This is a genomic window from Pseudomonas sp. MM227 (genome assembly GCF_947090715.1).
GTDB lineage: Bacteria > Pseudomonadota > Gammaproteobacteria > Pseudomonadales > Pseudomonadaceae > Aquipseudomonas > Aquipseudomonas baltica.
This window is the reverse complement of the sequence record NZ_OX352319.1, coordinates 3,691,791-3,716,328: the sequence shown is the minus strand read 5'-3', so window position 1 is coordinate 3,716,328 and position 24,538 is coordinate 3,691,791. Positions and strand designations below refer to the sequence as shown.

Below are 24,538 nucleotides of genomic sequence, written 5' to 3'. Positions count from 1 at the left end.
TCGCCATTACCGATGCTTATTGGGAAAAACTGCCTTGCAAGCGTTCGGCGCGGAATTCCAGGGTCTGCGGGCGATAGCCGGGGCGCAGTGGCGGCAGCGGCAGGCAGTCCTGCCAGTCGGCACCGGCCTGCAGTTCACCAGGGCCGCGGTAGCGAGGTGCGGTGTAGAGGTTTTCGGCCAGGTTGGCGGTCTGGCCGGGCGCGTAGGCAGCTATCTGCCACTGCAGTTCCTGCATCGGTACGTTGTTGCCGTTGTTCAGGTTCAGGCGCAGCGGACGGTCGCCCGGACAGCCCTGCGGATCGTAGGTGATGCGCATCTCCAGGCGTGCCAGGCGGTGGGCTTCGCGGGTGTCGCTCCAGATGACCCACAGCGAGAGCAACGCCAGGCTGAACAGGGCAGCACCGGAGATCGGCAGCGCCTTGGACGGGTAGCGGACCAGCAAGACGATCCAGGTGATGACCAGAAAGATGCCGATTAACATGACTGCCAGCCTTGGTTGGGAAGAGAGGGGTATCGTACAGAACGTTGGCGTGTCGGTGGCAGGCGCACCCACGCCAGGTCAATCATCCGGGTGATCGCGCAGAAACACCAGGTGGTCGGGCCGTGACTGCTCGGCGCTGTAGCGATAGCCCTGGCGGTCGAAGCCCTTGAGCTGCAGGGGGTCGTGGAGTTTTTCGTCGATCACGAAACGCGCCATCATGCCGCGGGCTTTCTTGGCATAGAAGCTGATGATCTTGTACTGGCCATTCTTCAGGTCCTTGAAGTCGGCAGTGATCAGGCGCGCCTGCAAAGCCTTGCGCTTGACCGCCGAGAAATACTCGTTCGACGCCAGGTTGAACAGCACGTCGTCGCCTTGTTCGGCCAGGGCCTGGTTGAGCCATTGGCTGATGCGCTCGCCCCAGAACGCATAGAGGTCCTTGCCGCGCGCGTTGACCAGCTTGGTGCCCATCTCCAGTCGGTACGGTTGCATCAGGTCCAGTGGCCGCAGCAGGCCGTAGAGGCCCGACAGCATGCGCAGGTGTTTCTGCGCGTAGTCGAAACCCGCTTTGTCCAAGGTGGTCGCGTCCAGTCCGGTGTAGACGTCGCCCTTGAAGGCGAGCAACGCCTGCTTGGCGTTGGCTGGCGTGAAGTCGGGTGTCCAGCTGCCGAAGCGTGCCGCGTTGAGGCCGGCCAGCTTGTCGGAGAGATGCATGAGCTCGGCGATCTGCGCGGGGCTGAGCTCGCGCAGTTGTTCGATCAGCACCTGGGAATGGTCGAGAAATTCAGGCTGGGTGTGGCGCTGGATGACCGGCGGGGTATCGAAGTCGAGGGTCTTGGCGGGGGATATCACCATCAGCATGCAGAGGTTCTCCTGTGAGCGTGGGCAAATTCTGGAGCAGTGCCCGGAGCGCGTCCACCATTAAGCGTGGGTGCATCCAGATGGACCGCAGCGACCCCGGACGCGGCTCGCGCCGCTGCTACAGGAGATCGCTTGTGCCGTTGGTACGGCGTTCCTCTGTAGCAGCGGCGCAAGCCGCGTCCGGCCACACCGCGAACCCTCTGGCACACCACCCACCCCCAACCGTATTGACGCCATCGATCACACTCCCCCACAGTGCCCGGAAAAAGGAAATCCGCGCATGGACTACGCACTCATCGACTGGAGCATCATGCTTCTGGCAATCGCCGCCGCCTACATCGTCTTCGGCATTGCCGGCTTCGGCACGGCACTGGTTGCAGGCCCGGTACTCATACATTTCATGCCGCTGGCGACGCTCATCCCGCTGTTGGTCGTACTCGATTTCATCGCTGCCTTCGGCAATCTGCTTCCTGCCCGGCAGTCGGTGGTGGGCGTGGAGCTCAAACGCCTGCTGCCGTTCATGGCGCTGGGCTGCACCCTGGGCGTGGTCTTTCTGCTCAACCTGAAATCCGACCTGCTGTTGCTGCTGATGGGTATGTTCATCACCGGCTACGCCCTGTACATGCTGCTGACCACGGCGCGACCCGCACGGTTGTCGCCCTGGTGGGCCGTACCGATGGGCACCATCGGCGGGCTGTTCGGGGCCTTGTTCGGCAGCGGCGGGTTTCTCTATGCGATCTACCTGGGCGCGCGGCTGGACGACAAACAGCAGGTGCGCGCCACGCAAAGCGCGCTGATCAGTTGCAGCACTATCGTGCGCCTGACCCTGTTCATCATTGCCGGGGTCTACGCCGACACCCAGCTGCTGCTGACTGCCCTCTGCCTGCTTCCGGCCATGGCAGCAGGCCTGTTGATCGGACGACGATTGACCCTGCGCATGTCCCGCGAAGCGTTCGTGCGGCTGGTGACCTGGCTGGTGCTGGCCAGCGGCCTGGCGTTGCTGTACCGCTATTTCAACCCTTGACCTGCGCGAGCAGGGGACTATCCTGCCGCTTTTGCGTACTGTCGGGCCCTTGCATGAACACTCAGAACATTCTCGTTCCGCGCCTCTCCACCCTGCCGGTGCACGAGCCGCGTGCGCGGGCAATCCTGCGCTGGCTGGTACGCAAGAACATCGTCGAAGAACAGCTGAGCACCTGTGGCCGCAGCGGCAACCGCATGGCCTACGCCATCGGCCCGGGCGCGCGCCAGGTCGTCGAAAATCCTGAGGTGTTGCCCTACGGACAAACGGTCAACGGTCTGGAAGTGGTCACCGATCGCTGCATTTTCACGCCCGTGGACGGTTTCCTGCACGAGGCCGGCTGCCCCGAATGCCGTCAGGAAGTGGGTGAAGCGCTGTTCGACAGCCTCGAGGAATGGATGCCCGGCCTGACCGACAACTTCACTTGCCCGCTGTGCGGCCATGAAGATGACATCAATGGTTTTCTGTTCCTGCAGCCCTGCGCCTTCTCCAATCTGGGTTTCATCTTCAATAATTGGGGCCAGACCCCCTTCAAGGCGGAGTTCATCGCCGAATTCGCCGATTGGCTCGACCAGCCGATTGCGCAGGTGCTGGTAAAGTTCCAGGACAATTGACCGCCAGGCCATCTTTGCCTTTCTTGTGGGGGCATGTGTGGGTATAATGGCGCGCTTCCATTTTCCCGCTCGGGAGCCCCCGCATGCTGCGTATCAGCCAAGAAGCCCTGACCTTCGACGACATTCTTCTAGTGCCCGGTTATTCCGAAGTACTGCCCAATGAAGTCAGCCTCAAGACCCGTTTGACCCGCGGCATCGAGTTGAACATCCCGCTGATCTCCGCGGCGATGGACACCGTGACCGAAGCCCGCCTCGCCATTGCCATGGCTCAGGAAGGCGGCATCGGGATCATCCACAAGAACATGACCATCGAGCAGCAGGCTGCCGAAGTGCGCAAGGTCAAGAAGTTCGAGGCCGGCGTGGTCAAGGACCCGATCACCATCGAGGCTGATGCCACCGTTCGCGACCTGTTCGAACTGACCTCGCTGCACAACATCTCCGGCGTGCCGGTGCTGCACGACGGCAACCTGGTGGGCATCGTCACCTCGCGCGACGTGCGCTTCGAAAACCGCCTGGAAATCCCCGTCCGCGAAGTGATGACGCCCAAAGAGCGTCTGGTCACCGTCCGCGAAGGGGCCGACAAGGACCTGGTCCGCGACCTGCTGCACAAGCATCGCATCGAAAAGGTCCTGATCGTCGACGCCGAGTTCCACCTCAAGGGCATGATGACCGTCAAGGACATCGAGAAGGCCAAGGCCTACCCGCTGGCGAGCAAGGATGACCAGGGTCGTCTGCGCGTTGGCGCGGCCGTCGGTACCGGCAAAGACACCGGCGAGCGTGTCAGCGCTCTGGTTGCAGCCGGCGTCGACGTGGTCGTGGTCGACACCGCCCACGGTCACTCCAAAGGCGTGATCGACCGTGTGCGCTGGGTCAAGCAGAACTTTCCCGACGTGCAGGTCATCGGCGGCAACATCGCCACCGGCGAAGCCGCCAAGGCCCTGGCCGAAGCGGGCGCCGATGCCGTCAAGGTCGGTATCGGCCCGGGCTCCATCTGCACCACCCGTATCGTTGCCGGTGTCGGCGTGCCGCAGATCAGCGCCATCGCCAACGTCGCCGCAGCCCTGGAAGGCACCGGCGTGCCGTTGATCGCCGACGGTGGCATCCGCTTCTCCGGTGACCTGTCCAAGGCCATCGTCGCTGGCGCCTACTGCGTGATGATGGGCTCGATGTTCGCCGGTACCGAAGAGGCGCCAGGCGAAATCGAACTGTTCCAGGGTCGCTCCTACAAGGCCTACCGCGGCATGGGCTCGCTGGGCGCCATGTCCCAGGCCCAGGGCTCGTCCGACCGTTACTTCCAGGACTCCTCGGCCGGTGCCGAGAAGCTCGTGCCCGAGGGTATCGAAGGCCGCGTTGCCTACAAGGGCGGCCTGTCGGCGATCATCCATCAGTTGATGGGTGGCCTGCGTTCTTCCATGGGTTACACCGGCAGCGCCGACATCCAGGAAATGCGCACCAAGCCCGAGTTCGTCCGCATCACCGGCGCCGGCATGGCTGAATCCCACGTCCACGACGTGCAGATCACCAAGGAAGCGCCCAACTACCGCGTGGGCTGACCCCGGTAGTCCGCCTGCCGCCCGGTGCACACCCGGCGGCAGACGGAAATTCAATCCAGCGGGGCTGTTCACTACAGCCCCGTGTTGTTTCCGAATACATCTGACGAGAATGAGTCATGGCCCTCGACATTCACGCCCACCGTATCCTGATCCTCGATTTCGGTTCCCAGTACACCCAGCTGATTGCCCGCCGCGTGCGCGAAATCGGCGTGTACTGCGAGCTGCACCCGTTCGACATGGACGATGAAGCGATTCGCCAATTCGCCCCGCGCGGCGTCATCCTCGCCGGCGGGCCCGAGTCGGTCCACGAAGCCGACAGCCCGCGCTGCCCGCAGGCGGTGTTCGACCTGGGCGTGCCGGTCTTCGGCATCTGCTACGGCATGCAGACCATGGCCGAGCAGTTGGGTGGCAAGGTGGCCGGTTCCGATATGCGCGAGTTCGGCTACGCGCGCGTCGACGTGGTCGGCAAGAGCCGCATCCTGGAAGGCATCGAAGACCACATCGACGCCGATGGCGTGTTCGGCCTGGACGTGTGGATGAGCCACGGCGACAAGGTCACCGAGATTCCCCAGGGCTTCAATGTGCTGGCCAGCACCCCGAGCTGCCCGATCGCCGGCATGTTCGACGACGACCGCCACTACTACGGCGTGCAGTTCCACCCGGAAGTGACCCACACCAAGCAGGGCGAGCGCATTCTGTCGCGCTTCATCATCGACATCTGCGGCTGCGAAGCACTGTGGACCCCGTCGAAGATCGCCGAAGACGCCATCGCCCAGGTCCGCGCCCAGGTCGGTACCGACAACGTCCTGCTGGGCCTGTCCGGCGGCGTCGACTCCTCGGTGGTCGCGGCCCTGCTGCACAAGGCCATCGGCGATCAGCTGACCTGCGTGTTCGTCGACAACGGTCTGCTGCGCCTGCACGAAGGCGAGCAGGTCATGGCCATGTTCGCCGAGAACATGGGCGTCAAGGTGATCCGCGCCAACGCCGAGGACCAGTTCCTCGGCAACCTGGCCGGCGAAGCCGACCCGGAGAAGAAGCGCAAGATCATCGGCCGCACCTTCATCGACGTGTTCGACGCCGAATCGTGCAAGCTGGACAACATCAAGTACCTGGCCCAAGGCACCATCTACCCTGACGTGATCGAGTCGGCCGGTGCCAAGAGCGGCAAGGCCCACGTGATCAAGTCCCACCACAACGTCGGCGGCCTGCCCGAGGAGATGAACCTCAAGCTGGTCGAGCCACTGCGTGAGCTGTTCAAGGACGAAGTCCGCCGTCTGGGCCTGGAACTGGGCCTGCCGTACGACATGGTCTACCGCCATCCATTCCCCGGCCCAGGCCTGGGCGTGCGCATCCTGGGTGAAGTGAAGAAGGAATACGCCGACCTGCTGCGTCGCGCCGACCACATCTTCATCGAAGAACTGCGCAAGGCCGACTGGTACCACAAGGTCAGCCAGGCGTTCGTGGTGTTCCAGCCGGTCAAATCGGTCGGCGTCGTCGGCGACGGCCGTCGCTACGCCTGGGTCGTCGCCCTGCGCGCCGTGGAAACCATCGACTTCATGACCGCTCGGTGGGCGCACCTGCCGTACGAGCTGCTGGAAACGGTGAGCGGCCGCATCATCAACGAGATCGAAGGCATTTCGCGGGTGACCTACGACGTGTCGAGCAAGCCGCCGGCTACGATTGAGTGGGAATGATCCCGCGTCCGGCATTGCCCGGCACAATCTAGCAAAAAATGCCCTGAAGCCCGCGTAATTGCGGGCTTTTGGCTTTTTGGGTCTGGCAAGTTCAGGCAGCGTTTTGCATCGCCAAGCATGTATTTTTTATGGCATGGTACGGGGTACTAAATGCATCCGATGCCATGCATGACGCTTGATACCATGCTCCTCTTATCAGGACTGGCATGGTATCGAGATAGCCAAGAGGCCCGGTTTTACTGGGGGAAACCCCATTCTTCCGTGCTTTTCAGAGCATGGTATTTTTTCATGGGAAAAGTGGAAGCCATGCTCACTGATACCAAGCTCCGAAACCTCAAACCGCAAGACAAGCTCTACAAAGTGATTGACCGCGATGGTTTGTACGTGGCGGTTACACCGGCCGGCTCAATCTCCTTTCGCTACAACTACTCCATCAATGGCCGGCAGGAAACCGTCACCTTCGGTCGTTATGGCTTGGGCGGGATCACCCTGGCAGAGGCGCGTGAGAGGCTAGGGGAGGCGAAGAAGATGATCGCCGCAGGTAAGTCGCCAGCTAAGGAGAAGGCGCGTGCGAAGGCGCGCACGAAGGGGGCTGAGACATTTGATGATTGGGCTGAAAAATGGCTGCGCGGCTATCAGATGGCGGATTCGACACGCGATATGCGCCGGTCAGTTTATGAGCGCGAATTGAAGCCGAAGTTTGGCAATCAGAAGCTGGCTGAAATCACTCATGAGGATCTGCGAGCGCTGACTGACGCGATAGTGGAGCGGGGTGCGCCTGCAACTGCCGTCCATTCACGTGAGATCGTGCTGCAGGTCTTTCGTTGGGCCATTGAGCGTGGCCAGAAGGTTGAAAATCCAGCGGATCTAGTAAGGTCTGCCAGCATCGCTAAATTCGAGCCACGCGACCGTGCGTTGACGCCTGATGAAATTGCGCTGATGTACCAGTACATGGATAGGATCGGAACCGCGACTTCAGTCCGCGCAGCATCAAAGCTCCTTCTGCTTACGATGGTGCGCAAGAGCGAGCTGACCAACGCGGCATGGAGCGAAATCAACTTCAGCGAGGCGCTATGGACGATCCCCAAAGAGCGGATGAAGCGCCGAAATCCCCATTTGGTGTTTCTGTCCCGGCAAGCTTTGGATTTCTTCATCGCGTTGAAAACCTTAGCCGGAGGTTCTAAGTACGTTCTGCCTTCACGCTACGACTCCGACTTGCCAATGAGCGCAGCCACGATCAACCAGGTACTAACGCTGACCTACCGTCTTGCTCAAAAGGAAGGCGTACCCCTAGGAAAGTTCGGCCCTCACGATTTGCGACGCACTGCAAGCACGCTGCTGCATGAGGCTGGTTACAACTCTGACTGGATCGAGAAGTGTCTTGCGCACGAGCAGAAAGGCGTTCGAGCCGTTTACAACAAGGCCGAGTATCGGGATCAGCGGCGAGCGATGTTGCAGGATTGGGCGGATATGATTGATGAGTGGACGCTTAAGAAGCCTAGGAAAATACTAGGCTAAGAATCGCCTGCGGATCGATGTCGCTAATCTCTGCATCGTCCGATTGAACCCACAGCCCAAAGCTGCCCTGGACGGAGGGCAGCTACCTAAATATCCAATTAATTGAAAATCCAAGATTTTATACTAGTCTGCTAGACCTAGCTTCCGACTAAACCAGTGGTATTGAGTATAGTCAAACTCATTGCCAAATAACTCATCTATGCGCGCTTTGATGATGACGTAATCGTGGCGTGCCTTGTTCCTATCGTGGCACTGGCTATTATTTTCAATTTTTTCTGCGAGGTACTTAATTGCAGCTTTGTTAAAAAATTTAATGTACTGAGGTATTGCCACTTGAAAGCGAGAATTTGCCTGGTCGTAGCTTCCGCTTACGCCATAGTAAGTGGCGACTATATTGCAAAATTTCTCTTGCCACTCTTCAGTATCAGAAATCTGAAAAATATAGTCGAATTGGGATGGACTGATAGCCGGCGAATCATTTTTGATCCAGCCCTCTAAGTCATTGCCGTGCGCCATGATGCTTTCTTTGATAAACCACCCTATAACTTTTCCTATGTCATCCTCAGCAATACAATGCTCTACCTTCAGGCGAGCCGCCTCACTTAAGACGGGAAACAGTTCCGGGTTATTAGAAATAAAGAATGTCAAATATTGCAGTGGGGTTTCTGAGCTGGCGATATTGCTATAATAATCAACATCACCCTTTATCGTGTCAGCAAGAGCAGCCTTGTTGCGAGCTGCCACCACCTCTAGAACGTGCAAGTTGATTAAACGGTTTTTTACGCAATTTTCATCCTCAAGCCTAAAGACAAATTTCCACAGCTGACGAAAAATACTTAATTCAACTGATGGAGTTGCTCGTTCAAGGTAGCGGCTGACAACGTACTTTTTTACCTTTGCCCTATCACTCAACATTTCACTAGACTCGGCGACATCCATGAGGAGTTCCTTGAGAATATGCTGAGTATAAAATGGAGGTTTCGTTAATACATCGGTCAAGGTATTACGAAGCAGAGACCTAACTGTTTCCTTGTTAGGCGAATGCAGCTCCCGCTCTCTATTAAGAACAGGGTGGGCGGAAAGGTGTCTCTGCTTTTGAAGGTATCTTAAGTTTTCATACTCCGAGCTGTCCAAGAGATGCGTTTTATCATGAATATCGTCAATCAGCCTCAATTCCCAAGCCGCAGACTTTTGGTCCTCTTGTTGGATTTTGCTCATCTCTGCCAATATTGATTTAGCCGAAGCATCGTCATATAAATCAATCAGGCTTTGTAGTTTGTACACAAGATCACATACGGCTACTGACCAGAGCATTACAACTGCCGATCTGTGGTTTCCGTTATGATATGAGGATAAGACTTCTTTGAAGTAATCCTTCGTTTTTCCATAATGAATACGATCTGACATTTTTTCTAATGCAAACTCATCCATAAGACACCCACTTAGCTAATGTAAATACATGTTGTGAAAGCAAAATTGTAATTTTTAGATCTAGCCAAAGCTATCGTCATCGGCGGCCTAGCTTAGGGTTTGTACGAAAAGTCGCCGAGCGGCGATCAGGCAAGGAGAAAACAGGCGAGGAAGCGGAGTTTACGGGTTGTAAATGAGCATCCGAGCCTGTTTTCAACGCCGCATGATCGTCGCGCAGGCACTTTTCATGCAAAGCCTAGCCCCAGTGTTTGCCATCGAGCTTACCAGCCGTGTCGCCTTGCTCGAAATATTTTCCGCTTGTCAGTATCCTGCGCCAGGTTTGCATCCATCGGCCAAGCGTCTAGAACTGCAGGGAATTCATGCTGGAAATCACGGACAAGGACATCGAAGCGCTGGCCGAAGACGAGCTGCGCACACTCGTGGGGTTGCTTGCAGAGTACGAACAGCGTGGAGCTGGGCAATCTGCGCTCAAGGCGCGCTGGGGCGGTGATCAAAAATCCAAGGATGGCGGGGTGGATGTTCGTGTCAGCGCGTTCGCCGACGCGCGCCCCGATGGTTTCATTCCATGTCCCGACACGGTGTTTCAGGTCAAGAAAAACAATATCACCGCCGAAAGGATCAAGGCAGAGATGTGCCCTGACCAACTATTGCGCCAGGCGGTCCGAGCGCTGGCACATGTGGCCGGCGCCTATGTGATCGTCTGTGGCAAGTCGATCGCCAGTGAGTTGATCGTGCCAAGGGTCGAAGCGATGGAGGCAACCCTTGATCAGAATGGCTTGAAAGGCATGATCAAGGTCGACTTTTATGATGCCAGCACACTGGCCACGGCCGTGCGCGGCTACCCTGGTCTGGTCATCTGGGTGCGCCAAACGGTCAAGCGCCCCATTGGCAACTGGCAGCCAGCGCTGGCCGTCGGCCAGCAAAGCCAGGCGTCTGCCTACCTGTGCGACGACCAGCCACGGGTCGAATGCCCAGGGCATCCAGCGCCGCTGAGCGTGGCACAAGCAGTGGACAGCATCCGCACAGCACTGGCCCTGCCCGGCAGCATCGTACGCTTGCTGGGTCTCCCAGGCACAGGCAAGACGCGCCTGGCGCAAGCATTGTTCGAAGACGGCGTTGGTGCCCAATCGCTACCCGCCCATAGCGGGGTCTACGGTGACATTGGCTTGTCGCTTACCCCCCCGCCTGACGAAATGGCCTCGTTGTTGTGCGACAGCGAGCCTTTTCCCATCCTGATAATCGACAACTGCCCACCAGAACTGCACCGTGCATTGAAAGAGCGCGTGAGCAGGCTGGCGCTGAAGGTTAGCGTCCTGACGATCGAACACGAGATCAGGCAGCCAGACGAGTCCTACGACAATCTGTACATACTGCATCCTTCGTCGGACGCGATGATTCAAGTGCTGGTTCAACGCAGCCATCCGCAACTCAATGGACTGGCTGTCTCCAGCATTGCCAGGTTCGCAGGTGGCAATGCCCGGATCGCACTGTGGCTTGGTGCTAGTGCTGAGCATGGCAAGGACGTATCGACTTTGAACGATACCGAACTGCTCTACCGCATACTGCGCCAGGGGAAGGCCGAGGATCCGGCGCTGGAAGCCGCGGCAGAGGTGGCCGCACTCGTCTACTCGTTCGCTGTCGACGGCGAACCACCCGAAGGCGACGAGTCATGCCATCTCGCCCCCTTGGCCCAGATGGGCGCTGGTCAGTTCTATCGCCAGATCTCAAGGCTGCACAACCGTGGCCTGATTCAGGAGCGTGGGTTCTATCGCGCATTACTCCCTGAAGCGATTGCCAACCGACTGGCTGTTCAGGCCCTCAAGGCAATATCGCCGCGATCTATCGAGCAGATGTTCAACGATGCACCGGGCCGCCTGAAGCTCTCTTTCTGTCACAGGCTCAACTACTTGGGCGAAAACGACCGTGCAGTTCAATTGGTAAAACGCTGGTTCAACGGTGGCGGATGGCTGGGCAGCGCGTCAAAGTTGAATCGGGATGAGTGGCGGATGTTCAGCTACATCGCGCCCTTGGCTCCCAGTGAGTCGCTGGCACTATTGGGAAAGCTGGTGACACCGCAATCCGCCATCGATATCGACAGCCGACGCTTCATTACCCTGACCGTGAACGCATTGGCAAGAAAGACCGAGCATTTCGCCCAAGCCATAGACCTGCTGGTGCACCTGGCCAAACGCACGTACCGCAATAGAGATGAACGCGAGTATGTACTGCGCTTTGTCGAGTACCTGTTCCACTTTGCCAGCTGGGGCACCGAAGCTCCACTCGTACTGCGCCTGGATGTCGCAAGGTCGCTGCTCAACGGTCCAGACAGTTGGGTTGGGGAACGCGCGTTGAAAGGGCTGCTCGAACTCGAGCATTTCCCCATTCACGCCGACACCTTGTTGGCGGCGCAGCCGCCTGTCGATATCAGGATGCCAGCGGCCAGGGAAGACCCGGAGATATGGATAGGCCAAACGCTACAATTGGCCTGTGCGCTGGCCTTGGCGCCAGGCCCAGGCGCCGTGCCGGCAAGAGCGACGATCCTTGCTCACGCCAGAAGCCTGCTGCGTTTCAAGCAGCCCGCACACTGGCTGCAGGAATACTTCAGGCAACTGGCGCAAACCGAGTGGTGGAACGAGGCCAGGGGTGCCCTCATCGGCCTGCTCGATGCGCCAGACCTGAACCTCGGCGACTTTCAGCAACAGCAACTCGAAGCCGCCATCGAAGTGCTGACACCTTCCGGTATCGATGCGCTGATCGAACTTTCGATCAACTCACCCGACATTGCCGATAAGCCGCGCCGTGCTATTTCCGACGCTCGCATGGCACGACTGGAGCAGGATCAGCGACGCCTGGCCGAGGCGCTGTTAACCGAGCCACAGCAGTTGCCACAGTTTTTGCCTGCCGTGCTATCAAGCCCCAACTCGGCCGGGCACCTCGGTTTCCACCTTTGCACTGGCACTTTGCTGCCTCAAAACGTCTGGCAGCAGATTGTCGATGCCACGCCTGAAAAGGGCCTGAACCTTAGCTTCATCCAAGGGTTCATCCACGGTATGGCACACGCAAACCCCACTGCCCTGGATGAGCTGGCAGCAGATTTCCACCTGCAGCCCACGCTCAGTCCGTACCTCATCCATCTGTATTTCTTCACATATGGGAACGCTCAGGATGTCGCGCTCGCAACCCATGCCAATCTGACGCGCATACCCCTCACGGTCATTGCAGAACTGACCTATATGCTTGATTACCTGGAGATTCCTCAGGAGACATTGCACACGCTGATCTACGACATCGCCGCCCTTCCCGACGGCCTTCCGGCAGCGCTGGATCTGCTCGAGTCGCGCTTGTTCCAGGCATCGCTCGACCACCGGGACAGTTCACACTGGGCCGGCATGGCCGCCGACCTGCTCACTCGTTACCTTGACGAGGTGCCCGCGCAGCCTTATCGCCCCTTCGAGCCGGAAACCACCGTCGAGTTAGCGATGCGTTGCGCGGACAGTGGGGCACTGGCTCGAAAAACCATCGCCTACCTGCTTGAGCAAGGCAAAACTCAGCAGGGAGCCCAGGATGTCCGCTTGCGAATCGCTGTCTCGCTGATCGATGCTCATCCTTGCCTGGCTTTGCAGATGCTGGCCGATGCAGCCCGGAACAACGATCGACAACTACTCGAACGCCTGCACGGCATCCGCCAACCAGGTATCGCCCCATTTGCAAACGCCGATCCCGAACAGCTTGTAGCCTGGTGCAACACACAGCCCGATGAGCACTACCCGCTCCTGGCCAGCCTGCTTTACCCCTGGGCCGAGGTGGAACAGGACGTGCTGCACTGGAAACCACTGTCACTGGCACTGCTGGACAATGCGCCCGCTCCAGCCAAAGTACTGACCTTGTTCCTGCAGCTTCTCGACCGCCAGTGCTTCCCCGGCCCACAGCGCAACCCCTTCAAGCAGAAGGCTGCCCTGCTCGACCAACTAAACGGCACTTCGGTCGCAGCGCTGACGGAATATGCCCACTATCAGGCAAAGCTGAAAAGACAGGCAGACGAGCATGAAAAAGCGCTCGAGGGCTACAAGCGCTTCGAGTGAATGGGATGCCAGCAGTTGAAACTAGGGTTTGTACGAAAAGTCGCCGAGCGGCGATCAGGCAAGGCGAAAAAGGCGAGGAACGGTCAGATTCGCGCTCGACTTGACTGTAGTCAATGAGCATTCCGATCGGGTTGGCGCACCAGCTGTGTTTTCAATGCAGCATGATCGTCGCCCAGGCACTTTTCGTACAAAGCCTAGAAGCCCAATTTTTTGAGTGTACCTCAAGATCCAACTCTCTGAACATGGCGCCAACGGCCACGGGCTGCTCATTGCCAAATGTCCAGGAGTCGGACAAAAGCGGCCGTCTATACACCATACGCTGCTTGACGCACTCACGCTGTAGGAAGTCGAAAGCAATCAGGAATTGAGCGAAGAGCTTTGGATACTGCTTGCCGCTCGATCCGCAGCCTTCGGGCAATTTCTGACTGATTGAAGCCGAATTTTTGCAGTACGAGGATTTGCTTTCTTCGGTCTGTCAGCTTCATGTCCACCATTAGTCGAGCGAGATTTCTTAGCTCCGCTTCGTCCGCTAGGTGTAGGGTTTGGCTAAGCATGTATCGAAAGATATAAGCGTCGACGAGCTCGTCACCTGACTTTGCCTTAGGCTCTGCTCGTATCGCGCATTGTCTGCTCAATCTGGCCAGCTCTAGGTCGAACTGTGCAACAGATCTCATTGCTTGCCTGTATGCCGGGTTCCAGCGTCCATCTGGTGTCTTTGGGCGGTGGGTGGTGCAGTACAGGTTGCTCAGGCGTAGGTGTTCATCAAGGTCACGCTGACCTTCACCTTCTGCGAACAATGCTAGCTCTGCTCGCGCGCCGCAGAATCTACAAAACCCCTTCAAGCGTTGACCGTTCAAACCGTCCATATCCTTGGTATACGGCTGCTTGCGCTTACATGCCAGCACCAGTTCTATCAACGTCTCAAGCGTCGCAATGAAGCAGCGATCATCCCCCGACTGCTTGTCGTGAGTCAGAACAAAAGCTCGTAGCAGCTGACGCTGTAGGCGGACCATAGCGGCAATGCCAACAAGCTGGATAATCGCGCTGAACGCTACATTCGTTCCTGCCCCGGGTATATGGCCCTGATAACGCGATGGAAGCGTTTCGGCGTATGACGCCACGGCAGGGTCGATAAGCTCTTCGACCAGACGAACGATCGGATAGCGTTTAGATGCTGTGGAGTAGGGCTCCCAGCGATCAAGGAATCGGTGAAGGGCCTCTGCGACGGAGGCATCACACCCCTCCCAAATAGCTATGGTCGTTTGTTTTTTCATGTCAACCATTCTAGCCAATCATTCTGTCGAAGCAAAGGGCACCTAAAGGCACGATCAGGCACACATTCGCTGTGACTGATAGGGCCTAGCTATGCATTCATCGAGCAAAAAACTAATCGACAAAAAGACACTCCTGGCGATGATCCCGCTGTGTGAGCGCACGATCTATAACTTTGAAATGAAGGGGAAATTTCCACGTCGAATTGCGGTGAGTAGCCGCAAGGTCGTGTGGGATTTAGCCGAGGTAGAGGAGTGGATTGATACATGCAGGGAGTCCGGCCCCGCTCCTAGGCCAGGAATGGCAGTCTGAGCGGTGGGGTTCAGGCCTGAGAAAAGGTCGACATCGCGTCCTTACTCAGACACTGCAAACGGCCTTGTAGAACTGAATAGCGCAAGTTTACAGCTTGCGCTTTTCAGTTCTCAGGACGAAGCGCAGATGTATCACGATATGACGAGAGCCGGTTTTTTTTCGTTGCTCGTCGACTCCCAAGGTGAAAAGCGCCAGTCTTCTCATCGTTTGGCTGATATGCCAAAAGTGCTCAGTTTGTTGGACAAAAAACGTGACACTTGGATGTCCCAGGCAGAGTTCATCCGACCCAATCGGCGCGTCGTTAATCTTCTGCGGCTTGGCCTGCTGTTCGCCGACCTCGACACCTACCGCGTGCCCGCGCTGGCTGGGCGAGCGCCTGACCAACTGGCCGCGTCCGTCCTATACTTCTGCGCCGAAGAGGGCTTGCCGCCGCCGTCCGTGCTGATCTACAGCGGTCGGGGCATACAGGCCAAGTGGTTGCTGGAGGGCACCATTCCACGACAGGCCCTACCCCGCTGGAACGCCTGCCAACGCTACCTTGTGGATCGCCTCGCGCACGTCGGGGCCGACCCAATGGCCAAGGACGCCAGCCGCGTGCTGCGTACCGTCGAGACGGTCAACAGCAAGAGCGGCAAAGTCTGCCGCGTGGTTCACATCCAGAGCGGCCTTGATGGTCAGCCGATCCGCTACAACTTCGAGTGTCTGGCCGAGGCCCTGCTACCGGCAGCCCGATGGACTATCGAGCAGCAACGACAGGAGCAACAGAAACAGGCCGAACAGCGCGCAACGGGAAAGCGTTTCCTTTTGGTGCCCGGCAGCAAAGCTGACAATCTGCGCGGGTTTTCCGGCCGACAGCTCGCGTGGGATCGGCTGGAAGACCTGCGCAAGCTGGCCGAGCTGCGCGGTGGTGTCGGTGAAGGCAGCCGGATGCAACACCTGTTTTGGCGATTGAATTTCCTGCTGCTGTCCGGGGCGACCAACAGCAAGCAGATGTACCACGAAGCGGCCGCGCTGGCCCGCGAACTTGATCCGCAGTGGAATAGCCGCTCGAAAGAGCTTATGACCCTGTTCAGCAAGGCCAAAGCCTACGAGGCCGGGGAGAAAGTCAGCTTTGGCGGCAAGGACTACGCGCCACTGTACACGCCGAAGAACGACACCCTTATCAACCTGTTCGGGATCACTGCCGACGAACAACGCCAACTCAAGACCATTGTCAGTCGGGTCGAGGCTGCAGAGCGCGATAGGAGGCGCCACGAGGTTCGTAGGCGAGCTGCCGGTTCAGTAGACCGACAAACCTACCTTGATACCGCTAAAACCAAGCAAACACAGGCACAGGCTCTAAGGCGCGAGGGGTTGAGCGTACGGTCTATCGCTAAGCTAATGGGTGTATCAGTTATGGCAGTGTCCAGGTACATAAACACGTCGGAGATTCAGTGTACCAAGTCCGTCCGTATTACTAATGGCGAAGCCCCCGCGCTTTGACGGCGGCCCGTCCGGGCCGATGGTCCAAGTGTTCAAAGTCCGTGCGTATTACTAATGGCAGAGCCTTCCGCGCGTTGGATCAAGGCTGTCTGGGGGCGTCGTTCTGATGGAGTGCTAGTAGGGTGCTGGTCCGAAGTAATAGCCGGCCTGGATTTCCAACTCAGGGGGAGATTACGCTTACGTGCGGGGGGCTGAAGGGGGGAGCTGAGACAAGTCCGTGCGTACTATTTGGATTGGGTGGCCCCAGGAAACAAACCCCCGCACTTTGGCGGGGGATTGTAGGGTCAGCGGTTGACGGAGGAGTCGAGCCTTTGGGCTTCCTGCGCCGCTCGGATCGCCGTCAAAATTTGCTGGGCTTGAGCAGCATTGCTCTTGCTACCCAATAGAGGGAGGCGATTCAGATGTTGCACTCCAGAAAACATGTGAAAGGAAGCCGAAAGGGCCAGCGGGCTAACTCGAAGCTGCAACGCGGTGCATTGTCGATCCAGTCTATCGAGCAATGGCCCGTGGCCTTTGCTTCGCAGCCAACGGCCGAACGCCCACATGCCGATGGCTAAGATGGAGGCGAGCACTACGAATCCAGCGAACATTAGAATGCTATTCATGATTATTTCTCCGGTTGGTCGTTGCTTGGGGTTATTCTCGAAACGTCGAGGCGGCCGGAACTCGAGCTGGTGTTCGTATCTGGTCGAATGACGTTGGATTCCATGCCTGCGGCTTCTCCAGCTGGCTCTGCGGACGTGGGCGAACTGGAGTCACTGGGGGCTGGCAATGGAAGACCAGCGCCAAGCGACGCTGAGTGGGCATTCTCCATGCCCGGCACTGTCAGCGAGGCAATTACGCCAAGCGCTTTTGCACCACCATTGGCCGCTTCGTACATTGCGTTGCCGGAACTAACAGTTCCCCCTTTCGGTGTTGCTTTCTGATCATTGTCACCGCCGCTCTGTGCGGCCTTCCCGGTCTGCTTAGAGGTCTGCTGGACGCTGTTGCTGGACGTAGCCAATGGGGTAGCTGCACCACCGCCAGTCTTCGCACCTACGGAGCTTGCCAGCTTGGCCGCTGCGCCGCCGCCAGTGCTGGTCCCTACGCCGGGGGACGTAGCGCCACCTACGGGCGAGGCAGCACCAGCGGAGCTTGCACCGGCAATACTAGAGTTGATCGCCCCTGCCAGACCGCCGCCGCTGATGCCTCCGGCACTCGCTGCACCGGCAGCAGCAGGAGCGGCCGCCCCGGCCGTGGCAATGGTTGCGATTGCCGCCGCTGCACCGGCAGCACCGGCGGCCGCCATACCACCGATGGCTGATCCGCCACCCATCGACGAGCCGCTAATCATGCCGCCGATCAGGTCGGGAATAGTCTTTGTCAGATAGCAGCACACCAAGGCCAGACCGACCATCGTCATCAACGACGCTTCGTCATTGGCGTAGGCGGCCAACCACTGCTTGGCCGACTGAACGATCAGGCCGACGATCAGCGTTAAGACGAACAGCTTGGCTCCGATTGCGACGGTGAAACGCATTGGGGCGATTGCAAAATCACGCGTCCATTGTGACCCGCCAAAGCCAAAGAACAGCACCGAAGCATTGATGATGACGTAAGACTCTACGAGCGTTACGAACATGAATGCAGCGATGAAGGCGAAACACGCCAATACAAGAATTGCGCATACTGCGATTAGAAGTCCTTTGGCCGGAGAGAACACTGATATGCCTTTCACCATGGTGCGGCCAAAATCCAGCGCAACTGCCAGCATATCGCCGGGTTCTAATGCGCGCCCGAGGCCGCTCGCAGATGCCGCCGCTTCGCGGAAACTATCGACTATGGCAGATGACCATTCCACCGAGTACTTCATTACAGCGAGGAAGAAACCGACTACCAAGACGAAGCGCAGCAGCTCGCCGATAATCTCGCCGAAGTCGGCTTGCTTCATGACCAAGGGTATGAACGTCCAGACGAACTGAATCGAGGCTAACAGCCAGAATAATCTGATCGCATAGTCATACAGCTTTCCTGACCACTGATGCGACTGCTGCAAAACGAGGTCGAGTAGGCCCTGCACCGATGTGTCGGCATGGGAAAGGTCGGTCGCGGCCATAGCATCTCCGCTCACAAATGCACTCGCCAAGGCGAGGAACAACAGTAGGCGAGTATCCATAGCTAGTACCCCTTAACGCCGCCGCGAGTATTCGGGCGTGCTTCAAACGAAGTATCAGCGTCACTCTGTCGCCGTTGGTGCTCAGTCACCGAGGTACATTCGCTGTTGCTTTGAACTGCCAGGGTGACCATAAAAGCGGTTAGTACTGAGCCGGAGCAGATCAACGCGATGAGCCATTTCGAAATAGTCATTCTCAGTACCCCTTCACGCCACCGCGTGTGTTTTCACGTGCTTCAAACTGCTGCTCCGTTGCCTCGCCCGCAGCCTTTCGATCAACCTGCTGAGCCATGTAGTTGCCCTGCAAGTTGATTTGTGTGGCCAGTAGGTCGCGCAGCTTCTGCAACTGCTGGACATTTTGTGAGGCGATTTCGTTGCCTGCCTGAATGGCCTGCATTCGGCCCACGGCTGACTGTGAACGTGAAACCATGCGTGCAAGCTGAGCGTCTTCAGACTCGAAGGCGGCAGTATTCAAATCCGCTGCTTTCATTGCCGTTTTCACGTTGTCACGACCCTGCACGGACCACTTTTCATAGCGATCACGGTTCGGAACCTCTGCCGAGTTTGCAGCTTGATTCAGGTAAGACTCGAAGCCTGGGAAGGCCGTGTTGAATTTCGAATCCATGTCCTGGATTTGTCGCCCTATGGCTTGCGAGCGGTTGTAGATGTTGGCCACATTTTTCAGATCGGCCGCGATGCTGCCAAACATCGAATTCGGCAAGCTCGTTCCTTGCGAAACCATGTTTTGATACTGATGAATCTGCGTTTGCAGTTGCTCGGCGGTATTCAGTGCCGTGTTGACCTGCTCGACGTATTCGAACATCTGCTGATAGAACGTCGAGCAATTCGAGCAATAGATCGCGTAAGCCGGGGTAGGAGCGATGTATACGGCCATCCCTACAAAAGCGGCTCCGACTATCTTGACACTGTAGGAAGCTTGGCGAAGGATTTTCCGGAGCGTAGAGGAAGTTGTTTTGCGCGAGATATTTTCTGACAGCGTATTGTCTTTGATGGGCCTTGGGATTTTAAGATGCATAGGTCGACCTCGATCAGTCACTATTATTCGTGCTTGATCGTGCCCCTATATACCGGTTGTATCGATGGAATGATTGGCTAATTAGGTTGACATGGAGGATATCGACTGGCGGCGAATGCCGATCAGGTTTCCCAAAAAAACTCTCAAAGAGCCGACGGAATTTGATTTTCAGTCAGTCGGCGTCGCATGTAGGGGGCAAATCTTTGCGCCCTAATGGCCGTATACGGCCTGAAAGACGGGAAGTGGCTGAAAGGCTCAAATATCCACCAACGTTAGATCAGATCGTCACGATTGTTGCCGCTACTAGGATCATGCTTGAACCCAGGTTGACGCTTCGACATGGTGCTTGGCTCCGTTGAGACGCCAGATTGCTTTTGTTCTACCAGTGGCGTCGTTGGAGATGGCATCTCGTCTGTAATCCTTGGTCGCTGGTCTCCGCGCTTGGTCGGCTTGCGGATGTATTTTCCGACATATCGGGCGAACTGGCTGTAGCTCAGACCAGTGTTCTTTCCACCGTGGTTCTCGTACACGACCGTCACCGGCCACCCGGCCTGGATCAGGCTACGAAATTCCTCAAGATGCGCTAAAAATGCTACCCGGCCTGCGCCTGTAGGCCCTTCTTTTGGTGTTTTCATCATCGCAGGCTCCGCCTAATCATGGTTGCGCAAGTATGCGCATAAAATTGCATATCTGCGATGCGTAATCTAGCGTATACATGCGCAAGTATGCGTATGACCGCTCTTTCTGAGCTGTTTGAATAGATACGCATATGTTTGCGTCTAGCTGGACGGCAAGATGTGTGTTGTACGGGTACGGGCAAGCCCATACCCATCCACCACTCGCCCCTTATTCGCCTTCGGCTCAACGGATCTTGCTCTGCGAGGCGCACAGCCGCTGCCGCGTCTAAGAGCTAAAACACAGAAAAATCAGGAGCGCCCATGACAGGCGGCACCAAAGAAAAGGCCCCAGCTCGTCGACGTGGCAAGCCAATCGAGGTTTGGGTTACCGATGAGGAGAAAGCGGCGATCACAGAGCGGGCTGAAGAGGCTGGCATGTCCCGGTCTGGCTACCTTCGTGCCCTTGGGTTGAACACACCGATCAGGTCGGTTGTTGACCTGACCGCCGTGGCCGACTTGGCCAAGGTGAATGGCGACCTTGGGCGGGTCGCTGGACTGCTGAAACTTTGGCTTGCGGAGAAGTACGGTCGAGGTGCAGAACCTGTAGACATTGAGAGCTTGATGGTGAGTTTTCGAGTTCTTCAAGCACAGGTTCGGGATTTAATGAGCCGAATAGTATATGAGCGGAAATAATAGGCATTAGAGTCGTAGTGCTGCCTAACAGCTAAATTCGCCCCGAACGAAAAAATCAAAAAGTTATTTATTTTAGAGAAAAGGTAATGGATCTAGAGGAAATTATTAAACAAAGCAAACTGCTTAAGCCTAAAAGCCAAAAAAAGATGGGCGAAAATTTGCTTCATTTGATCGATCAAATAGAAAGCTCCGTAATATTAGAGGGGCCTTACCGCTTGGTTTTAGACTCTAATATAATTATGCGATTAGAATCTTATCGCCAAGGGGTTATCTCCGAAGGGCTACTTTCGATTCTATTGGCGTTTATGCTTATTAGACGATTCCCATACCGTTTCGATATGGTGGTAAGGCCAACGGTTTTCTATGAATATCTCAGGCAAAAAAACTGACAAGCAGCCATGAGCACTGGCGTAAGTTTAAAGAATTAAAAGATCTAGTCGAGGAGGAGCTAGGTGCTAAGCTATTTTTTGATGGGATTGAGACATATCAAGGTGCTGAGCATTATCTAAAGTTGATACAGAGTGACTCAGATAAAATCGCTAAAGCCCTAAGGTTGTATCAAGAAAACAACTGGAGGTTCAATTTCATTCAGCAGGCAGGCCGTGGTTTTGCAGGCATGCTGTTATCTGATCCAAGGTTCATATTAGTCCCGCCGGCGTTCGCTGCTGAAGCCTTATACTCCCCCTTAGGCTTGGAGTATTTCGATGAGCTAAAAGCTAGTCGTTTCTTTATCGAATATATTGAAAAAAATCTCATTGAGTGTGAGCATAATGACAAGGAGGTTATTGAAAGATATAGCGATAAAAAGGATTTTTTGTTCACGAAAATTCTGAGACTTACCCCCAAAGGGAACTTGGTGGGGTTAGCAGATCTAGATATTTACACGACATGCAATGTTCAAAATCAATTTTCGGATCAGAGCCACTCTCGTTATGCACCAGCATCGGCAGGCCTCACAATCGATACAAATCTAGCTCTAGCATTGAGGGGGGCGACCTCCCACCACATCACGTCGGGAGAAATCAACTGCGGACCTGATAATGAAAACGACATTGATGCAAAAATGGACGCGTTCCAGGAGGAACATAAGCGCATGCGGGAAAGCGAAAAACGCCACCGTTTAGCGTGGGAAACAAGTAAGGCGTTTATGGAAGATATTTTGGCAAACGGCGCTTTTAAATCGTAGAGTTTTTAATTTCATATTGGTAAATAGGATTGCACTGTTAGTGCAAGTGTTATGAGTTTGTGTTTGTGCAGTGAGAAGTTCAATCATGCAAGCCTGTTCTTATATTAAGAATAGGAGCGTTGAAGTTATTGCGTGCATCTTATATTGATGCTTGCTTGGAGAGTTGAAGGTAGTGGGTTATTTTGACCTGGGAGGCACTTGGTTCTATAATTAAAGAACGAGGGCAGATTTAAATTGACAAAATGAAAGAAAAAACCATTAAAGATCAATGCCATGATGAATCTATGGCGCAGAAATTTAGCTCTGACCCGAATTACCTCGCTAGCCTTGCTGAGGCAGTACTGCTTGATGGTGCTGAGGGTGAGGTTGAAATTTTGCGTCGCCAAGTCGAAATTGCACTGGGAGGATGTGATACAAAAGGGGGCGAAAGCGAATCCGCTAAGAAGAAGCTTATCCAAAGCAGCTTGCTCCTTTGGAGGAAGTAGCTCAGTTTTTTTGGGTGGGATACAGGCACTTAAGCAGGTTCGAATCGCAAAAGTGCCGTCATTTTTAAAAACGCTTGGGTGTCAGTCAATGTCAGCCTTTGACGCCGACTCTTTTGGCATAGCGTTGATAAGTACGATGTGTTTCGTGTCGGATAAACCATTTTTTGTCATAATTCGCTGTACTTTGTCTCGCTCACTGAAATTAAAGTACAGAATAGCCATAATTGGCGGGTTGTTTGCTCTGGCGGCGTCGCTGTATATTTTAGCCTGGTTGCGCAAGTTTTTTTCCATATGCGAGTTTTTGGCTAATTTGAATTCAATTATTGATTTGTCTTGACTGCCATAAGATACTAGGAAGTCAGCTGGTCCCCGGCCATTGTTCACCTCTGCATCAGCGCTAAACTTAGAAGCAAACCACGTAAGTTTAAACATGATTTGCAAATCGCTTTCGCGTGAAATTGGGACGCCTTTGATGTAAAAAAGGCGGTAGCCGTCCTGTTTTTCAATGACATGCTTGAGGAACTGGACTCGTTGCATTCCCGCTTCGTAGCTATTGGGCTCAGCATCATAGAACTTAGTTTTGTCTAGTAACGCTACTAGTCTCAGCAAGTTTTCTTCAAATAGTTTCTGGGCCAAAGAGACTTTTTCGAAACTGGACGAACTTGCAGCATCCTTGTTGGCCTCCTGTAGACTCACGTAAACATCCATCAGCTGAGGGTATTGCAAAATAGTTTTTTCGAAAGCGATAGCCCTTTCATCTTTCGTAGGGTCTGCCGGCATAACCTTAGTCAAATATAAGTTTATTTGATCGCGCAGCTGGTCGTTGGGTACGCTGCCAACTACTTGGCTGAAGTCTTCGATAAATCCTTTGTGAGATATCCACGCCTCGTCTTTAGTCAAAATATCCACTGGAGTTAGCAATACATGTTCACCCCCGAATTTTGGTAGCACATACTGTTTGGACTTCCACGATTCAGTCGCGTAATTGAACTCCGCTTTTTTTATGGTGAATTTTTGAAGCTTGGTCGGATCAATGTATTCCTTTGCGAATTTTTCTGTGTATTCAGCCAAGAATCCATGAATTAAATTGCAGGTAAAGTCGCTAATTTGGTCTTTTCCAACTCCGTGTTTGACTAGTGTGAGCTTGCCTATATGAGTTGCCCCGTTTGTTTCATTGCCAAAATCAGAGAACACACCTTTGAAATTAACTTGCAGAGATTTAGCGAAAGATGGGCCGAGTCCGCGCCCGCTGTTTCCCGACTTGCTAAAACCAAACCAATTTTGCTTGACTTCAGGGAATAGATACCAGCTCTTTATTAGGCCGGAAGGTAACGTTACAGAAGATTTACTTTTTAAGAAAAGCATATATTGAATTATTTTTTTATGCAGTTCCTGATATATTGGGTTGTCACTATTAAAGAGCAAAAAAGGATCCACAAACAAGGGTAGATCATTGATCAGGGAAATATTGAATGCTCCATAAGATTCAATCTTTTCCCGGTTTACATCGAAAAAATCTGAAAAATAAATTCGAATTTTCCGTTTGGTCGCATCCATACTTTAACCCTTAAATGATCTGCCAATAGGTTTGAGCGCTTCAGCAACGCCTGGTCAGTAGGCGGATGATGGTGTGCTCAATTCCTTGCGAGGTCCTAATCTTAAGATCTCATAATGCCATCATAGAGGGCTTATCTCGATAGCTTCAGAGTTTTTTTCGCTTAATCAGCTAGGCGAGCCAAGCGTTCGAGCCTGCATATTGGGGCCTATGTGTTATCGGTTTTCCCGCCGCCATGCTTTGCGGCTTGTGTAATCACGCACGGGGCGAGTCAGAAAGTGGATGTTCCAATCCACTGCTTGACGCGGGCAAAGCCGTTCTATTGGATGTTGCCGGACTTCCCCTCCACGCAGGTCAAGCTGTACCGCGTCAGGTGAATCGGAGCCAGCTAAGTTCCAGGCAGGAGTTTGCGCCGGGGTTAGTGGCCGACTACTGCCTTTGGTATCCGGCAGCTAACGGCCAATTCCTGCCATTTGTGAAGGGCCGCTCACCATCC

General features: G+C 55.3%; 21 protein-coding genes. 12 read left to right on the top strand and 9 right to left on the bottom strand.

Annotated features, from left to right (window positions below):
- Positions 1-16: 16 nt before the first annotated feature.
- Together ONG87_RS16820 and yaaA are read right to left on the bottom strand one after the other, a co-directional pair.
- Complete coding sequence (locus ONG87_RS16820; protein ID WP_122475130.1) at positions 17-481, bottom strand: multidrug transporter; 465 nt, start codon at positions 479-481, stop codon at positions 17-19.
- A gap of 78 nt (positions 482-559) precedes the next feature.
- Entirely contained in the window at positions 560-1,339 is a 780-nt protein-coding gene (gene yaaA / locus ONG87_RS16815; RefSeq protein ID WP_192102606.1) for a peroxide stress protein YaaA, read from the bottom strand.
- Between the two features lie 280 nt (positions 1,340-1,619).
- Between yaaA and ONG87_RS16810 the strand changes: the two genes are divergently transcribed.
- The 5 genes from ONG87_RS16810 (at position 1,620) to ONG87_RS16790 (ending at position 7,739) form a co-directional block, all read left to right on the top strand.
- A complete protein-coding gene (locus ONG87_RS16810) occupies positions 1,620-2,363 on the top strand; it encodes a sulfite exporter TauE/SafE family protein (protein ID WP_192058637.1) in 744 nt (247 codons plus the stop codon).
- Positions 2,364-2,416: 53 nt separating this feature from the next.
- Positions 2,417-2,974, top strand: coding sequence for a sugar ABC transporter ATPase (locus tag ONG87_RS16805; RefSeq protein ID WP_122475127.1), 558 nt, complete (start codon positions 2,417-2,419; stop codon positions 2,972-2,974).
- Positions 2,975-3,057: 83 nt separating this feature from the next.
- Complete coding sequence (gene guaB, locus ONG87_RS16800) at positions 3,058-4,527, top strand: IMP dehydrogenase (RefSeq protein ID WP_122475125.1); 1,470 nt, start codon at positions 3,058-3,060, stop codon at positions 4,525-4,527.
- Positions 4,528-4,643: 116 nt separating this feature from the next.
- On the top strand, positions 4,644-6,221 hold the full coding sequence (gene guaA / locus ONG87_RS16795; RefSeq protein WP_122475124.1) for a glutamine-hydrolyzing GMP synthase: 1,578 nt from the start codon (positions 4,644-4,646) through the stop codon (positions 6,219-6,221).
- A 306-nt stretch (positions 6,222-6,527) separates the two neighbouring features.
- Positions 6,528-7,739, top strand: coding sequence for a site-specific integrase (locus ONG87_RS16790; protein WP_218820703.1), 1,212 nt, complete (start codon positions 6,528-6,530; stop codon positions 7,737-7,739).
- Between the two features lie 123 nt (positions 7,740-7,862).
- On the opposite strand, the gene ONG87_RS16785 is transcribed toward ONG87_RS16790, so the two are convergent.
- A complete protein-coding gene (locus tag ONG87_RS16785) occupies positions 7,863-9,170 on the bottom strand; it encodes a hypothetical protein (protein ID WP_264381693.1) in 1,308 nt (435 codons plus the stop codon).
- Positions 9,171-9,529: 359 nt separating this feature from the next.
- Between ONG87_RS16785 and ONG87_RS16780 the strand changes: the two genes are divergently transcribed.
- A complete protein-coding gene (locus tag ONG87_RS16780) occupies positions 9,530-13,252 on the top strand; it encodes a hypothetical protein (protein WP_264381692.1) in 3,723 nt (1,240 codons plus the stop codon).
- Positions 13,253-13,584: 332 nt separating this feature from the next.
- Here ONG87_RS16780 and ONG87_RS16775 read toward each other — a convergent pair whose 3' ends face one another.
- Positions 13,585-14,526, bottom strand: a complete 942-nt coding sequence (locus tag ONG87_RS16775; protein ID WP_264381691.1) for a LuxR family transcriptional regulator — start codon at positions 14,524-14,526, stop codon at positions 13,585-13,587.
- A gap of 91 nt (positions 14,527-14,617) precedes the next feature.
- On the opposite strand from ONG87_RS16775, the gene ONG87_RS16770 reads away from it, so the two are divergent.
- Both ONG87_RS16770 and ONG87_RS16765 read left to right on the top strand, forming a co-directional pair.
- Positions 14,618-14,836, top strand: coding sequence for an AlpA family transcriptional regulator (locus ONG87_RS16770; RefSeq protein WP_082367901.1), 219 nt, complete (start codon positions 14,618-14,620; stop codon positions 14,834-14,836).
- A gap of 126 nt (positions 14,837-14,962) precedes the next feature.
- On the top strand, positions 14,963-16,318 hold the full coding sequence (locus ONG87_RS16765; protein ID WP_264381690.1) for a replication protein: 1,356 nt from the start codon (positions 14,963-14,965) through the stop codon (positions 16,316-16,318).
- Between the two features lie 284 nt (positions 16,319-16,602).
- Here ONG87_RS16765 and ONG87_RS16760 read toward each other — a convergent pair whose 3' ends face one another.
- The 4 genes from ONG87_RS16760 to ONG87_RS16745 form a co-directional block, all read right to left on the bottom strand.
- Positions 16,603-16,923 carry a hypothetical protein gene (locus ONG87_RS16760; RefSeq protein WP_264381689.1) on the bottom strand — a complete coding sequence of 107 codons (321 nt, stop codon included), beginning with the start codon at positions 16,921-16,923 and terminating at the stop codon, positions 16,603-16,605.
- 2 nt (positions 16,924-16,925) lie between these two features.
- Positions 16,926-18,473 (bottom strand): P-type conjugative transfer protein TrbL, encoded by a 1,548-nt coding sequence (gene trbL / locus ONG87_RS16755; protein ID WP_264381688.1) that lies wholly within the window; start codon positions 18,471-18,473, stop codon positions 16,926-16,928.
- 193 nt (positions 18,474-18,666) lie between these two features.
- A complete protein-coding gene (gene trbJ / locus ONG87_RS16750; protein WP_264381687.1) occupies positions 18,667-19,506 on the bottom strand; it encodes a P-type conjugative transfer protein TrbJ in 840 nt (279 codons plus the stop codon).
- A gap of 272 nt (positions 19,507-19,778) precedes the next feature.
- Complete coding sequence (locus ONG87_RS16745) at positions 19,779-20,144, bottom strand: TraK family protein (protein ID WP_264381686.1); 366 nt, start codon at positions 20,142-20,144, stop codon at positions 19,779-19,781.
- 300 nt (positions 20,145-20,444) lie between these two features.
- On the opposite strand from ONG87_RS16745, the gene ONG87_RS16740 reads away from it, so the two are divergent.
- The 4 genes from ONG87_RS16740 (at position 20,445) to ONG87_RS16725 (ending at position 22,487) form a co-directional block, all read left to right on the top strand.
- A complete protein-coding gene (locus tag ONG87_RS16740) occupies positions 20,445-20,816 on the top strand; it encodes a CopG family transcriptional regulator (RefSeq protein WP_258603517.1) in 372 nt (123 codons plus the stop codon).
- An 86-nt stretch (positions 20,817-20,902) separates the two neighbouring features.
- Positions 20,903-21,205 carry a hypothetical protein gene (locus tag ONG87_RS16735; protein WP_264381685.1) on the top strand — a complete coding sequence of 101 codons (303 nt, stop codon included), beginning with the start codon at positions 20,903-20,905 and terminating at the stop codon, positions 21,203-21,205.
- A 164-nt stretch (positions 21,206-21,369) separates the two neighbouring features.
- On the top strand, positions 21,370-22,002 hold the full coding sequence (locus ONG87_RS16730; RefSeq protein WP_264381684.1) for a hypothetical protein: 633 nt from the start codon (positions 21,370-21,372) through the stop codon (positions 22,000-22,002).
- Positions 22,003-22,244: 242 nt separating this feature from the next.
- Positions 22,245-22,487 carry a hypothetical protein gene (locus ONG87_RS16725; protein ID WP_264381683.1) on the top strand — a complete coding sequence of 81 codons (243 nt, stop codon included), beginning with the start codon at positions 22,245-22,247 and terminating at the stop codon, positions 22,485-22,487.
- 81 nt (positions 22,488-22,568) lie between these two features.
- Here the strand turns inward: ONG87_RS16725 and ONG87_RS16720 are convergent, their stop codons facing one another.
- Positions 22,569-24,044 (bottom strand): hypothetical protein, encoded by a 1,476-nt coding sequence (locus ONG87_RS16720; RefSeq protein WP_264381682.1) that lies wholly within the window; start codon positions 24,042-24,044, stop codon positions 22,569-22,571.
- Between the last annotated feature and the right edge of the window lie 494 nt (positions 24,045-24,538).